Source organism: uncultured Shewanella sp., from assembly GCF_947491715.1.
In the GTDB taxonomy this organism is placed as follows: Bacteria; Pseudomonadota; Gammaproteobacteria; order Enterobacterales; family Shewanellaceae; genus Shewanella.
On record NZ_CANLKR010000020.1, the window covers coordinates 23,300 to 38,803 of the forward strand.

Annotated in this window: 13 protein-coding genes; 5 read left to right on the forward strand and 8 right to left on the reverse strand. The window is 39.5% G+C overall.

The genetic code is table 11. The features are described 5' to 3' along the window. Nucleotides 1–37: 37 nt before the first annotated feature. The 3 genes from Q0779_RS14170 to nhaC form a co-directional block, all read right to left on the reverse strand. Nucleotides 38–979: a LysR family transcriptional regulator gene (locus Q0779_RS14170; RefSeq protein ID WP_298773487.1), complete on the reverse strand. Its 942-nt coding sequence runs from the start codon at nt 977–979 to the stop codon at nt 38–40. Between the two features lie 429 nt (nt 980–1,408). Next, nucleotides 1,409–2,224 (reverse strand): hypothetical protein, encoded by an 816-nt coding sequence (locus tag Q0779_RS14175; RefSeq protein WP_298773489.1) that lies wholly within the window; start codon nt 2,222–2,224, stop codon nt 1,409–1,411. Nucleotides 2,225–2,310: 86 nt separating this feature from the next. Next, nucleotides 2,311–3,690 (reverse strand): Na+/H+ antiporter NhaC, encoded by a 1,380-nt coding sequence (gene nhaC, locus Q0779_RS14180; RefSeq protein ID WP_298773490.1) that lies wholly within the window; start codon nt 3,688–3,690, stop codon nt 2,311–2,313. 106 nt (nt 3,691–3,796) lie between these two features. On the opposite strand from nhaC, the gene Q0779_RS14185 reads away from it, so the two are divergent. Beyond that, the gene (locus Q0779_RS14185) at nt 3,797–4,711 is read left to right on the forward strand and encodes a LysR substrate-binding domain-containing protein (RefSeq protein ID WP_298773492.1); all 915 of its coding nucleotides are present in this window, start codon (nt 3,797–3,799) and stop codon (nt 4,709–4,711) included. A gap of 1 nt (nt 4,712) precedes the next feature. Here Q0779_RS14185 and Q0779_RS14190 read toward each other — a convergent pair whose 3' ends face one another. The 3 genes from Q0779_RS14190 to Q0779_RS14200 form a co-directional block, all read right to left on the reverse strand. Further along, nucleotides 4,713–5,981 carry an inorganic phosphate transporter gene (locus Q0779_RS14190; RefSeq protein ID WP_298773494.1) on the reverse strand — a complete coding sequence of 423 codons (1,269 nt, stop codon included), beginning with the start codon at nt 5,979–5,981 and terminating at the stop codon, nt 4,713–4,715. A gap of 23 nt (nt 5,982–6,004) precedes the next feature. Then, on the reverse strand, nt 6,005–6,685 hold the full coding sequence (locus Q0779_RS14195; protein WP_298773496.1) for a TIGR00153 family protein: 681 nt from the start codon (nt 6,683–6,685) through the stop codon (nt 6,005–6,007). Nucleotides 6,686–7,040: 355 nt separating this feature from the next. Beyond that, on the reverse strand, nt 7,041–7,493 hold the full coding sequence (locus Q0779_RS14200) for an RpiB/LacA/LacB family sugar-phosphate isomerase (RefSeq protein ID WP_298773498.1): 453 nt from the start codon (nt 7,491–7,493) through the stop codon (nt 7,041–7,043). Between the two features lie 393 nt (nt 7,494–7,886). On the opposite strand from Q0779_RS14200, the gene Q0779_RS14205 reads away from it, so the two are divergent. From Q0779_RS14205 to Q0779_RS14220, 4 genes are all read left to right on the forward strand, one after another. Next, nucleotides 7,887–9,005, forward strand: coding sequence for a hypothetical protein (locus Q0779_RS14205; RefSeq protein WP_298773500.1), 1,119 nt, complete (start codon nt 7,887–7,889; stop codon nt 9,003–9,005). Nucleotides 9,006–9,061: 56 nt separating this feature from the next. Then, complete coding sequence (locus Q0779_RS14210) at nt 9,062–9,568, forward strand: hypothetical protein (RefSeq protein WP_298773501.1); 507 nt, start codon at nt 9,062–9,064, stop codon at nt 9,566–9,568. Nucleotides 9,569–9,811: 243 nt separating this feature from the next. Beyond that, the gene (locus Q0779_RS14215) at nt 9,812–10,171 is read left to right on the forward strand and encodes a hypothetical protein (RefSeq protein ID WP_298773503.1); all 360 of its coding nucleotides are present in this window, start codon (nt 9,812–9,814) and stop codon (nt 10,169–10,171) included. A 174-nt stretch (nt 10,172–10,345) separates the two neighbouring features. After that, nucleotides 10,346–11,776 (forward strand): hypothetical protein, encoded by a 1,431-nt coding sequence (locus Q0779_RS14220; protein ID WP_298773505.1) that lies wholly within the window; start codon nt 10,346–10,348, stop codon nt 11,774–11,776. A gap of 90 nt (nt 11,777–11,866) precedes the next feature. Here the strand turns inward: Q0779_RS14220 and Q0779_RS14225 are convergent, their stop codons facing one another. Both Q0779_RS14225 and recD read right to left on the reverse strand, forming a co-directional pair. Further along, complete coding sequence (locus Q0779_RS14225) at nt 11,867–12,886, reverse strand: D-alanine--D-alanine ligase (protein ID WP_298773506.1); 1,020 nt, start codon at nt 12,884–12,886, stop codon at nt 11,867–11,869. 453 nt (nt 12,887–13,339) lie between these two features. Next, nucleotides 13,340–15,463, reverse strand: coding sequence for an exodeoxyribonuclease V subunit alpha (recD, locus tag Q0779_RS14230; protein ID WP_298773581.1), 2,124 nt, complete (start codon nt 15,461–15,463; stop codon nt 13,340–13,342). Nucleotides 15,464–15,504 lie beyond the last annotated feature (41 nt).

Genomic DNA, 15,504 nt, shown 5'->3' on the forward strand with positions numbered 1-15,504 from the left:
GAATATGATTCATTCTTAATTAGAATGTTTACTGTTATTACGGTGAGTTTAATATTATTGTAGGTCTTTCTAAACTTCTTTTATTAATTATAGGGTTGTTTGAAAAAATATCGATATAATGTTTAATGAAACATTTTACTTTCAATGGTACGAAATTATTTTGGGGGTATATAGCGTGTATTGGAAAGGCTACGGGAGTGAAGTCAGGTAATAATGTCACAAGCTTGCCAGACGCTATTTCATCTTCAATGAGCCATTGAGGAAGGACAGCGACTCCCAATCCTGCAAGCACACATTGTTTGAGCACATCTGCAGAGCTTGATTTGACAGTGCCTTTTAGGGGAAAGCAAATCTCCTTACTGTTATGAATGAAGTTCCAATGATTGAATTCACCTCTTTGTGTAAAGCATAAACAATTATGTGACTTTAAGTCATCTAATGTTTGTGGATAACCATGAGAAGAGAGATATTTCGGACTGGACACTAATAAACGCCCACAGGAACCAATTTTTCTTGCAATAAGATTTGAATCGGCTAAATGTCCGATCCTAATAGCGACATCAACCCCTTCATTAATTAAGTCTATACGCCGTCCTAACAAGTCAATATCGAGATTTATTTTGGGGTATTTCTTTTTAAATTCGATTAAATGAGGCGTAATAAATAATCGCCCAAAGGTATCCGGTAGACTCATGCGTAAATTTCCTGTTGGCATGAGTGTGTTTTCTTTTATTTCATTTTCTGCCAGCTCAAGTTCATTAAGGATACGAATACAGTGTTTATAATAATGGGAAGCCACATCTGCAAGTAATATTTGTCGAGAATTTCTAATGATAAGTTTTGTTCCTAGGTTTTTTTCTAATGCAGCTATTTTTTTACTAATTGATGACTGTGTCATATTAAGCTCTGAGGCAACTGCAGTGAAGCTGCCTAACTGAATAATACGAACAAAAATTTTCATTGATAAAAAACGATCCATTTATTTACTCCATTATTGTTCTCACTGTTTTATACCTGTGATTACTTTTGATAGCGAACAAAATATGGATGAAACAATGTGATTAATTAACATTTATTAAACATTGTATGAGAGCAAATAAGGAATAAAGTGAGAATAAAACAAAACCTGTGTCATAAATGTGTGAATACCATTATGCTTTATTTTAATGTATTGGTATTTAACAAATTTTTTTCAATATTTATGTTTTATATTTGTTTTTTATTTGTTTTTTATTTGTTTTGTTATTGTTTCACTGTGAGGTCTGACCTGTTATTTTGTTTCGCTTTGTGAATGGTTGTTAACCATGGTGGGTTGGGGGGGGATGTTTAACCTAATATAAATCGGTGATATTTTGCAGGATGAGGAAGTGACCAGCTGAAAAACAGCTGGCTCAAAAGTGAATGGATATTATTTAATGAAGTTAACTTTTGCTAGCTCACCATTATTTTGTCGAATAATGACAGTAGAAAAGGCTTTAGTCACTGAGTAGATCACCATATAGCGACCTGTTAAAAATGAATCGGCATGTATGGTCCAAGGAGCCATGTTAATGCCATAACCAAAAGGTATGTTAAAAGCGGAAATTTCGCTTTCACCCTTATCATTTTTTTTACCAATGATTAAATAGCCACTTGCTGTGGGGTCTAAAGGCATATGGAAATGGGGTCTATCATGAACTTCTAAATAAGCCCCTCCGCCAATGATAGGGTCAAATAAAAATTCTTTTGCGTAATCTTCACCTATTGCAGTGATGGTTAAAGGTATATTTTCTTCAGTGTCAAAAGAAAGGGTTTCACCTAAAGGGACAAGATGGCAACCGTAATATGATAAATGTGCAAACGTTGTGTCAGCGATAGGTATATTCAGACTATTCATCCCTTTTGGGAGCAAGTAACGGCCATTTCCGCCGAGAATATTAGCATCATCAATGGTTAGATCGATATGATTTATCCATTCACCTTCTAATGTGAGGCGAGGAGGGCAAACAGGTGAGACTAAGGGGGGGATATCTTTATTTTTTACAGGTGTAAAGCCATTAAGGCCTAAAGTATATTTTTCATTAGGGGCTGCATATCCAATGAAATTTTCTGTTCGCATATAAGCCTTATTGGTATGTCCTTCACGATTAACTAATAGGGATGGAATGTCCTTGATTAGGTCTTCGGGTAACGTTCTTAAGCTTTTTAAACAATCTACTTGGATAAGAATGGGGTCGGTACACATGATGTTATTCCTTCGTGCGGCATCGGTTATGTTAATTAAATTAAAGGGATACTCAGTGATAGTTATGATGAGTATTCTGTAGTTCTTTATCGAGAAGTATGTTTTTTAAACATGGCAATGCCAAGATAGGCAAATGCAATGGACAATAGTGGGTTGAGCCAATTGAGTATCGCCCAAGGTGCATAATCAAAAACGTTAACGCCTAAGCTGGATGAAAAGAATGCCCCTGCTGTTGTCCATGGGATCAAAGCTGTGGTTAATGTCGCACCTTCTTCAAGTGAGCGAGACATAACAGAGCGATCGAGCGATTGCTCGTCAAATGCCTCACCAAATAAATTGCCTCCGAGAATGATAGACATATAGGCTTCACCCATAGCGATATTACCAATAAAGCACGCCAGTATTGTGGTGGCAACTAAGGTTCCAGCTCGTTTGACTTGGGCTAGGATGCCTTTGATTAAAACATGTAAAAAACCAAAGTGATTTAAAATGCCTCCTAAAGCAAGTGCCATTAACGCTAAAGATAGCGTCCACATCATTGAGGCCATTCCACCACGGTTAAATAAGTGATTTAAATTTTCAAGACCTGTATTGAAGTTGCCACCATTGTATAATGAGGTTAATACTGTACTGAGATTGGCCTGTTGAAGCCAGGTGGCTAATATGATGGCAATACAGGATGCGCTTAACATAGCAACTTCGGCACTGTATTTTTTTACACTCATGATAATCATTACAAGTAATGGCAATAAAGTGATTATGCTGATAGAGAAAGTGTCAGTGATTGTTGATAAAAGCTGGCTTAAATCAATTTGGACAAGCTGATGTTGGCTATAAAAAAAGCCAATGAGGCTAAAGGCAATCAGTGTGAGAAGGAACGCAGGTCCTGTTGTATAAGTCATGCTTTTAATGTGTCTATAAAGATCGGTGCCCGATGACATTGCTGCAAGATTGGTGGTATCTGAAACGGGAGACATTTTGTCACCAAAGCTAGCTCCTGATACGACCATGCCAGCGACAATGGGGATGGGTAGTCCCATGGTTTGACCTAGGCTGACTAATACAACCCCTGCGGTGCCAACGGTTCCCCAACTAGTGCCAGTAGCAATCGACATTAAACTGCATAATAGTAATCCAGCAGGTAAAAATACGGCTGGTGAAATAAAGGTTAAACCATAATAGATCAAGCTAGCGACAGTGCCACTTTGAATAAGCGCTGCAATTAATACTCCGATGAGTAGGAAAATATAAATAGCGGGTAAAGCCGTTTGAATCCCTGTGTTCATTGCTTTACGGATTGAGGTAAACTTATCTTGACTTAAAGGAAGTGCACTGACTCCTGCGATAATCAGGCTGATAAGCATTAGACTATGTAAACTTGTGTGTAAAGCGAAATGGCCGAAGCCAATCACACTGATAATGGCTGAAAAGGTCAATAAAGATTGTAAGAAACTTGGGGTTTTCAAAATGCCACTCCAAAAATAGAGTTATATCGTTTATTCACGCTAGCAAAAGAGAGATGGATCTTCTATCCTAATTTACTTAACCACGTATTAGTAAAAGCTTATAGCTATGTTTCTTCTTCCTTCATTACAAGCATTAAAAATATTTGAATGTGCTAGTCGAGCTGACAGTTTTACTCAGGCTGCAGATGAGCTGGGGATCAGTCAGAGTGCGGTCAGCCAACACATTCAGAATTTAGAAATACGGGTGGGCTTCAAAGTGTTTACTCGTGAAAGTAAGCGTATTATTTTGACATCATCAGGGCGGGCATTATTAACGTCAGTGTCGGTTAATTTACATCATATACAGCAAACTATTGAGTTGGAAAGACGTAAACAACACAGTACTGATATCGTTATCTCTACACCTCCAGGTTTTGCTATTCGTTGGCTTTTTCCAAGATTATTGGCATTTAATCGAGAATTTGAACATATTAAAGTCACGGTGAATACTGTATCTGATCCTTTAAAGTTTAATCTATATCATGCCAATGTAGGGCTTTTTTATGGAGAGAAAGATATTGAGTATGTGAAAAGCGCACCATTATTTGAAGAGCATTTATTTCCTGTATGTTCACCTGATTTTATAAAGCAGCATGATTTGAAGTTACCTTTAAATTCTGATGCATTGAAAAAACTTATGACGTTGCCTTTATTAGGAGAGGAAAGTACATTCAGTAACCGAGATACTTGGAGTGATTGGGCGCATTCTAAAGGCCTTCCTTTTTCGAGTAAACAACCTTTACGCCAGTCTCTATCAAATATTACACTGCAGCTAGCAGAACTTGGCCATGGTGTGGCGATGGGAAGAACATCACTGGTGGTGGATGCCCTAAGTAGAGGGCTGCTAGTTGCATTGACTCCCCCCGAAATAGGCAATCCGTGCCATTATCACTTAGTGCATAATCCAATGATGCCTTCAAGTAACAGTTTGACTATTTTTATCTCTTGGCTGCAAGAACAAGTTAAAGAAATAGAGTGCTAGGTTAATTAAAGATCCCTTTAATGATATAGAAAAACACAATTGATAGTGCGGCGCCGGCTGGCAAAGTGACTATCCAAGAGATGACAATATTGCGCACGACACCCATGTTAATGGCTGCAATACCTCTTGCCATACCAACACCTAATACTGCGCCAACTAAGGTTTGCGTGGTTGAAATGGGCAATCCAGTTCCTGAGGCGATGACAACGGTTGAAGCGGCGGATAATTCAGCGGCAAAACCTCGACTGGGTGTGAGGTGAGTGATATGTGAGCCAATTGTTTTCATGACCCTTTGACCAAAAATAGCCAGTCCGAGCACAATGCCTAACCCCCCTAAAGGTAAGATCCACCAGACTAATGGAGATTGACTGGCAATGACCCCGCCACTATTCACAATCGATACGATTGCTGCTAATGGCCCAATGGCGTTGGCGACATCATTTGAACCATGTGCAAATGCCATACAGCAGGCTGTCATAACCATCAATATTGCAAAAACGCGCTCAACATTGGCAAAATGGCTTTCTTTATCCGCTTTTGGATCCAGTTTTAACCGACTGATAATCAGCATTCCTAGGATACTAACCAAAACTGCAATGATGAAAGCAAAGCTGTAAGATTCAGCATTACTCATATTGAGCCCTATGTGTGATAAGCCTTTTTTTAAGGTTACGAGAGCGATCACAAAAGCAGCCAGTCCCATATAATAGGGGACAAAACGTTTAGCGTTTCTCAAGGGATCGCTGGTATTAAAAATAAGCTTTTGGACACTTTGAAATAAAAGATAAGCTAAGATCCCCGAAATGGCAGGAGTAATGATCCAAGAACCCACAATACCACTGACTTTTCCCCATTCTACGGCGTTAGGACTGACGCCTACAGCGGCAAAACCTATGATGGCACCCACAATAGAATGAGTGGTCGATACAGGCCAACCTAAAGCTGATGCTAAGACTAACCAAGAACCCGCTGCTAATAATGATGCTAGCATGCCATAAACGAGATATTGAGGGATATTGATAAAATAATGAGGGTTGATAATGCCGCTACGGATTGTATTGGTGACTTCCCCCCCAGCTAAATAGGCCCCTGCAAACTCAAAAATCATCGCAATAATAATGGCTTGCTTTATGGTAATGGCTTTTGAACCCACAGAGGTTCCCATTGCATTAGCGACGTCGTTTGCTCCTATACCCCATGCCATGAAGAAACCAAAAATAGCCGCAGTGGCAATTAACCATGGACCATTCGTTATTAATACATCAACCATATTCCAACTCCAATAAAGTTTGACTAGACGCGTGCTAGCATGAGCTCGAGTCGTGCACCGACGTTTTCAGCTAAATCCGCTAAGTCACCCACCCATTCAATGATTTTATATAACAGCATGGCATCAATTGGGTTAAGTGTTTTTTCAATTTCAAACAGTTGCTTTCTAATAGCAATTTGTAATGTATCAGTATCTTCTTCAATACTATCGATTTTTCTAATCATTTTTTCGACAATATTGACCTCTCGGCCGGTAAACCCAGTTTCAAGGAGATCTTCAAGTTCATTAATGACCTCTTTTGCCATCGTGACGGCATCGAGACTGCGATCTAGGAAAGACAAGAAGGGGGAGTGAATAGGGGGCGGTAAGGTGAGTTGGCGGCCGAGGATACGACCTGAAATGTCTTTCGCTTTATTGGCTATTTTATCTTGTTGAGTGAGAAGTTCGAGGAGATCGCTTCGTTCGACAGGTAAAAATAGCCCACTAGGCAAGGTTAAACGGATCTGACGTTTTAAGTTATCCGCTTTTTTCTCGGTTAAATTTATCTGCTCTCTCACTTTCGATGCATGATGCCAATTATTGGATATCGCGGCTTGAAAAAAGGGAGTCAGTAAGTGAGCACATTCATGAACGGTATTGATATGTTCTTGAAGTGGTTCAATGGGCGATTTTGCAAACACGTTTAAAATAGAGTTGATTGGCATGACCGTTTACCTATTTTTAATGGTGCGACTTAAGAAAAATCGAGGGCATGGTAACGTAAGCAATACTTAATTCAAATGAAACAAGGATCTTTATGACTGTTTTATTGCTCTTAAATACAATGCTTCAACATCAAAGTGTATGTCAGATCATCTAAATGGCAACATTAAGCTATTATGAATACTCATTGGTTAACAAGTGTACTGTTATGTAAATTTGTTCATTCATAAGAAGCATTATTTGAAGCTTGGGATCATGATGAGAAGGTTTGCAGGGATTAACGTTAATGAAGCGGATGAATGATGGGATTTTACAGCCTAATATCTTCTGGAGAACCCATTGTCGTACTAAGAGTCGTTAGTGATCAAAATACATTTCCATTGCTTTTATTTTTGCAATTTGTTTCTTATTCCAATTGTCATCACTCACTGGCGTACTAAACCAGGTTTTTAATATTTCTTCGGCGATCGGCATTGAGGTGTTTCGAATACTTAATACTAACACGTTAGCATGGTTCCATTTGCGTGCACCTTTTGCTGTTTCGCTATCATGGCATAAGGCTGCGCGTATTCCTTTGACTTTATTGGCGGCAATAGAGGCGCCAGTGCCAGTCCAACATAAACAAATGCCATAGTCGACTTGCTGAGTGGCCACTTGTTGGGCAGCTTTTTGGGTTACATCAGGCCAATCGGCCGCTTTTTCTCCTTCTTGTGGACCAAAATAGCCTATCTCATGCCCCTGCTTTTTTAGGTAGCTGGAGATAAAATCCACAAGGGGGACATGTTCATCACTGGAAAGGGCAATTTTCATGTTTTTTTTCGTACGGCATTATTTGTTATTTAAGTTTAGCAAAGAAGGATTTTTAATGACCAAGTTAACAATTGGTATTTTTATTGGAAAAGGGAGTACAAGTGTCAGATAACGATGGTATGTCAAATTCCAAGTTGTTATGTTTTTTTATGTATTACTTTGTATCAATTTGGTTATTTTTTGTTTTAATGTCGGTTGGATTATTTGATTTATTATTAGGTAACTCTTATTAAATCAAATATTAGTATTCAGTACGATTAACCATCTGACTAAACTTTATACTGTAAGTAATTACTTTATAAAAGTAATGTTTTTATTTTAAAAAGGATTGAAGAAAATAATAATGAAAGTGTTTGCGAAGGTATTACAACAAAAAAAACAATGATGAGATGTATGCTGCCAGTGTTACTGCTTGGAAGCCTGCAATGGCCCTCATTAGGTTATGCGAGCTCGGCGTGGATTCCGATTATCTCAGGCGATATTACTTTTTTTATTCCGTCATCGAATATTAATACTCACTTGGAAGAGTCGGTTGTCTATCAAGATGAAGAGGGGAGTTTATATGTGCAATTATCGGCAGCACATGACAACAAATTACTTAAGCTTGAAGGTGATAAAGGCAGTTGGACAATTACCGATGTCACTGTTAGTGATTTAACGGATGTGTCTCTCATTGAGAGTGAATATCAATTGAAGTATGGCTATTTTTCTGGCGATGCTAAAGAAGATTTTAAGCTGGTACTGGGTGATGGCTGGGAAGACTTACTTGTGCAAAATAATGGTCAGCGTTATGGCGTCATTATTTATGAGGCCGCAGATGACGGTACCATAGGGAATATTGATACGAATAATGATGGTATTCGTGATGATGTTGCGGTTGAAATAGCCAAACTTTTTCCAAACGGCAATGAGAAGGGCTATTTAGAGCACGTCTCTTTTTATACTCGCCAGTTTTTATTAGATACCGATGATTTAGATAAGCGCCGTCATTATACAGAAATACTGAAAGGCTATGCGTGTCTGTCGGCAACCGCTGCGGGTGAAGATGCCTATGCTAAAATAGTGAGCCATCATTTAGACTCAAAAGCGCGTTTTAATCGCTATATTGGTAATCAACGTTTTTTAAATCAGCAAACCATGAGTGCAGAAAGCATGGACTGCGTCTTAGAAGGTGGTGGAGTCGAACTTGTTTCAGGCTGTTTTATTACCGAGCCAACGATTTTTAATGGTACGGTGACAGGGAGTTGGTATACAAAGACAGGTATGATGCCAGGTGAAAATGTAAAATTAACTCTGAATGTTAAGCACACAAAATATGAAGGAAAATTTGATTTTTCATATTCATTTGCTGGTGTTGAACAAGAGCGCGCCCGAATCGGGCCTGGTGGTGAGCATACTTTTATCATTGATAATTATCTATTTGAAAATAATAGTTATTTAAAACTTCTTGCTAATAATACTAAAGGAAAGATAGCTAAGTTCAAAGTGACTTTAATCTGTTCTGAAAATTAACCTGACCTCATGTCCATATATCAATATAAAAAATAAGCGGAATTAAAGGTGGTGGCATGGAGATAAATGTAAAGGCGGCATTGCTATTGTTAGTGGCCCTTTTGATGAGTGGCTGCAGCAAAATAACTTTTAAGGCCGATTGTGCCCCTAAGCTGACATATCGCTTTCTAGATAGCGCATTGTTTGCGGTGATGGATATAGAAAAAGAACCGATAGCGGATAAGATACAGGCAATAGGATTAGCTTCAAGAGTGGGGTTTAACCGTGAACCTTATGATAAATATCCTGAGGAATTTTCGATTATCAAGGTGATGTCAAACTCGGTACAGCTGTTAGGGCCGGTTATTCGATATCAAGCCCCTTATTTGCGGATCGGAGATAGTCATGGTTTATGGTTTTATGCCGACATTGGAGGCCATTTTGCATGGTTATCAGAGAACAGCTTGAGTGGCTTTACGGCTCGATATCCCACAAAAAATCATACTCAGAATGAGCTTAAGCTTATCCAATTGAGCTTAAATCGGTTTTATCTTGAAGCGCTTCCTAAGTGCATGCAAAAGTGATGTGTTTGGTTGTGATAGTGAGGTATTTTCATCTGCTATATATGTGGTGAGGCGTTAATCAAATTGCTTATGAAACAAGGTCGATTAAGGTTTAATAGCCTATTACTCTTTGCTTTATTGAGTCTGTTCTTCGTGAGTGGCTGTAGCAAAATAACCTATGAGGCGGATTGTGCCCCTAAGCTGACATATGTTTTTTCTGATAGTTTACCTTTTTCAGTTATGAATATAAGCGATAAGGGGTTAATGGATAAGATAAAGGAATCTGGGGAGATTGCTAAAATAGGCATTATTCCTATAGTGGGTTTACACATTCACTCAATCAGTTTCAACGAGTCAATACTCATTGATGCAGAATCAACTTATATAGTGTTGTTAGGGCCTGTTATTCGATATCAAAGCCATAAGTACGCCATTACTCGAGAGGATAGTCTATATTTTTATGTCAATTTTCAAGATAGTCAATTCTGGGTACCTGATTATCAACTGGATTTTTTTGTTACCTATCACCCAACAGAGATAAATATTAATAATCAAGAACAGTTAATGGAGTTAAAGCTGGATCGGTTTAATAGTGAGTTCCTTCCAGAATGCATGAGAAAGTGATGCGTAATAATTAAAAGAATCTGAAATTCACTTTATAAAGTAATCGTGCTTTTTAATCATTAATAGAAATGATGACTCAGATAATCGGGAAGAAAAGGATCCGTTGTGATAATAACAATAATGGAAAAAAGTAGTATGTTGATAAAAAGAGTACGGGTAGGATTAAATAGAGTAATGAGTAGAGCTGCATTTCTATTGGTGCTGTCAAGTGTATTTGGAATGGCGTTTGCGAACGATAGCACAGATGATGGGCCAGTATTTGATGTGACCTTTACCGATATAACAACGGGCGAAAAGACGCAGTTTTATACTAAACCGGACAGGATTTTTCACATTCCTAAAGCGGTGACTCAGTCTTATGAAGAAGTGCAAGCATTAGAGGCTATAGCTTCGCAAGCTGAGACGGAAAAAGCATTAATGGCCACATTCTTGCTCGATCAGGGAGTGAACTTATCGAAAGATCAGGTGTTTGATCCTACTGGCATTGATATGAATGCTGCTGATGCTCAATTAGCCCTTGAGGCGTTAGGAAGTGATAGCTTAGCCGCCAGTAGCCCCACAACGATTCAAACCTTAGTCTATGTTAATGGAATGTATACTGATTGGAAGAAAGCTAACTACAATCTAGGCACTATTATTGGGAAAGTGATGCCACGTGTGGGCGTTGATAAGGTTATGTTAGCATGGAATCAAAAAGAGGGGCACATAGAGCAACTCGCAGAAGTGGCGAAGCAGCATATTCAACAAGATTACCATTTATCCGATAAAAAAGCGTGGCAGCAATTTGCTTACATTTTTATTTTCCCTCAAAAGTATGTATTTGAACGTTTTGCAAAAGAATCCTTAGCATTAATTGATGAAGATAACTATATTAATGATTTAGATTTGAATTGGCATATAAGGGATTATTATTTACCTTTACTGGAACAAAATCATAAGGTAGTGATCTTGTCTCATTCGCAAGGGAATTTTTATGCTAATAGGGCTTGGAATAAAATCGATAATACTCCAGCCACAACCAAATATTCACAAGCAATAGGCGTGGTTGGAGTGGCGACGCCAGCGATTTATGTGGCGGATAACGGTCTTTATACTACCAATACCAATGATCAAATCATTAATGGTATTCGAGCTTTTTCGGAACCACATTTACAACCTAAGGTCGCGAATGTGACTCATTCTAAAACAATAATTGATGAAACAGGACATGGATTATCGGAAATTTATTTAGGGAATAGTTCGCAGAGCCGTGTTATAACGAATAAAATTGTTAATGACATTAATACCACCTTTGCTCGTTTAAGCGTAGCGGGCAGCTCTACGGCGTTTTATAAATCGTTAGGCAATAATTGGGTGGGTTCTTATAATCCGGGAACGAATTTTAAAGGGAAGTTAGAAATCGTTATTAACGCTTATGAGGCGCAAAACTCAATTTCTGTGAGAGACAAAAATCATAATCGACTTTTTTGGACGACAAATTATTTCAGCGGGACAAAAAGTGCCATTATTGATTATGATGAAAGCAGTATGGGTACGCTTTCGATTGCAATTGGTGCGGAAAAGAGTAACGATAAGTGGGATTTACGGATTAATTGCATTGATTAATTAACTGATACTCGTGCGGTTAATAAAAACGCCAGTCGGGAATGACTGGCATTTTTTGCTGTTTATTGAGCATTTATGTTGATTTTTACACTATACATTTGGCGAAATTTCAAGCTGACTTAAAATCACATCAGTCAAGTAGTCACTAAAACTTGGGCCGTGGTTTTGTAGCATTTTAGGGAACATTGAAATTGGGGTGAGTCCAGGAAAGGTGTTAATTTCATTAAGTAAAATTTCATTATCTGCTGTTAAAAAGAAATCAACCCGAGACAGGTGTTTCAGTTTCATGCCTTTAAAGGCTTTGATGGCGTAATGGCGAATACGGTTGGTGAGATCAGTGGATAGCCCTTTTGCAATGACTTCCGTTGTCGCGTGACTGTTCGTATCGTATTTTTCATCAAAGGTGTAGAAGGTATCGGCTGCGCAAATAATCTCGCCGGGCAAAGTGGCAACGACTTCGCCTTGGTACTCATAGACGGCGACTTCCAATTCCCGTGCTTGAATGGTTTTTTCAACAATCACGTAATTTGAGTAATGAAAGGCATCGGCTAACCGCTCGGCAAGCTCGTTGACGTCATCCACTTTATAGCAACCCACGGATGAGCCTTGTGACGCCGCTTTAATAAAAATGGAACCCCAATTGTGTAAGGCTTGAGTGGCTTTATCAATGGCGGCTGGGGTTAACTCACTTAAAAAAAGTGAAGGGGTATTGGGAATATCCAATGCACTAAACCACATTTTAGCGGTGACTTTATTGAAGCAATGTCGACTCGCCTCGGCATCACAGCCAAAATAAGGTAAGTGGATGAGATCCAGATAAGATTGTAAATCACCGGTTTCGCCAGGGTAGCCATGAATACAGGGGATCACATAATCAATGGGCCAGTTATCATTGTGCCCTTCTTGAAAGTGCAATTGTTTGTGATTGGTTATGTCACACATTTTTCCATCAAGTGTGCGATATTTTCCTTGTGCTAATAATTCAACTCGAATGACATTAAATTGAGGCAACTGAGCTAAGGTTTGCTGAAAAAAGTCAGCTGAAAGTAATGAGATAGCATGCTCATCGCCACCACCACCGCAAATCAGCAGTAGGTTGATCCGTTTCATAACAATTCCTCGTATCGCGTCGAGTAGGAAGAACCTTTATCCTTAAGTGAAAGGCCGTTACACCATAAAGTGTTTATGATGAGTGTTATTTTTCATCATGTTATCGCTAATAACGGCAGGATAAAGATTAAAATAAAGCGGCATTATACCCTCAAGCGACTTAATCCCCAACTTATTATACCCGTGATACCTCAAGATGCCTGTTTTCAGAGTGCGTAAAAGTGCCTAATTCAAGGCGTATTATTGCTGAAATGCTTATTGCCTTTTAAGATAATATAACGTAGAAATAGGTGCTTTCACACACTCCCAAAGGGCTGGTTTAAAAGCCTTTTATACTGTGTTATTAAACATCGGCTTAGAATGACTAGGCTCGTTGTTCAATGCCTTGTCTAAAAGGCTTTTAATTCCAGCTGAATCCTGCAGCTTGAGGTATCACGGGTATAGTTAACACTGTCATTGGGGCGATTGAGCCTTCCAAAGTCGAAAGGCTAACCCTGATGCCCTTTGAGTGGCTTTCAGGCAGGCCGTTTCAAAGACTTTCTCACTGCCTAAACACGTAAAGTGCGCTTTGGCGCGAGTGATCCCTGTATAAATGAGCTCCTTGGTTAATAATTGTTTTTGTGAGGGGCTGGGTGATACCGGTAACACCAAGGCGACTTGTTTAAATTCACTGCCTTGGCTTTTATGCACTGTCATGGCATAACAAGTATCATGTTGTGGTAAACGGGCGGGCAGTACACTGAGTAAGCTACCATCGGCTTGAATAAAGTGAGCCATGAGCTTATCGTTACGATCCTTATCGGGTAAAATTAAGCCTATATCGCCATTAAATAAGCCGAGATTATAATCGTTACTTTGAATGATAATGGGCCTTCCTGGATAAAACTCTTGCAAAGGTTGAATAAGTTTGGCTTGCCAAAGGGCTTGAGTCACACTTTGGTTGATGCCATCTACCCCATATTCGCCACTGCGCATGGCACACAAAATACGGTATTGATTAAAACATTGAATGATGGTTTCACAAGACTGCAGCTGATTGTGGACCATGGTTAAATAATGGCCGTAAGCACAGACGCTTTGCTCAAGTAAGGCGTTTAATCCAAAATTGCCTTTTGAATGCACTTGGTGCTCTAGCCAACACAGTTCTGGATAATCTTTTTGCCAAACCTGTTTAATTTTTTGTTTGTTGGCGTGATTGACCGCGTTGGCGAGTTGACCAATACCTGCATCGCCCTTAAAACGATGACTGTGCATTAACATGCATAAGCTATCACCAATGTGAGTGACTTGTGGCGGACTGTTTTTGTCTATAAAGGCGGTGAGATCCGTATTGCACAGTTGTGATAATCGCTGTGCATGAACAGGTGAGTATCGCATTTGCCATTGGTGGTGATTGCGTGCATTTGAGGTGGCTAAGCCAGCACAAATATCGGCGAGTACCGCACCGGCTTCGACGGAGGCCAGTTGATCTTGATCCCCCAATAAAATAAGCCGTGCATGCTGAGGAAGTGCATGCAAGAGTTTATACATCATAGGTAAATCAACCATTGAGGCTTCATCAACGATGAGGACATCGAGCCTTAATGGGTTGTTCTCATCAAATCTAAATTTATGTGAATTGGGAATAACCCCCAATAAACGATGCAGTGTGGCTGCTTCTTCTGGAATATGGCTCAATGCAATGAGATGACGCTCTGTGTGTGCTTTGTCTGTTGACCATTGAGCGATTTCATCGCTTAGGCGTAATTTTGAGGCTTTTATGGACTCACTGAGACGCGCCGCCGCTTTTCCTGTGGGCGCTACTAGCTTGATGCTTATGTTTTTCTGTGTACTTGAGTCCGCTTTTATTTGTTGTAAGCACAATAAAAATAATAACTTAGTGACAGTAGTGGTTTTGCCTGTTCCTGGCCCACCGGTGATAACAGCCAACGTTTTGGTTAATGCGGTGGCCGTGGCAATTTTTTGCCAATCAAACTTTTTCTCATTTGACGCTTGAGCGTGATAGTTGACTTCATCTTGTGATAGGGGAAATGCGGGATAGAGTAAATCCAATGTCCTTGCAATATGCTCATATTCATGGAGGCCGAGTGAGTGATTATTATCGCTGGCAAGTCGAGAGAGGGTATCACTGACTTGGGTTTCAAATTGATAATAACGCTGCAGATACAAATAGCCATTGTCTAAGATGAGTGGTGCAGTCAATAAGGTACTGGGTGCTACTGCATCTTTATGGTTTTGGCTGTTTGCTTGTGCTTGAGTCATGGTAATGGCAGAGAAACGAGATAAAGTCCCAATGACGTCTTCAAGTGAAGCGGTTATTTGGCACTGGCTGACTTTCTCTTGTAAAGGATTAGCAAAGGCGATTTGAGACAGCGGCAAGCAAGTATGTTGCTGAGATAAATGTCGGCTCAAGAGTGCACATATCAACACAAATAAAGGCGACGTCTCTTGGTGGATGTGACTTAGCTCTAATGCAAAATGCCTATCGAGTGGGGTTAAGCGGCCTTCTTCTTCCCATTTTTTTAATAGTTGGGGTAAAGGTTGATGAGTGGTGACACCGTCTTTTTCAATGATCATGTGTGGCGTTGGCTCATGTTGAGTAGTTGAAAGGCTGGTAA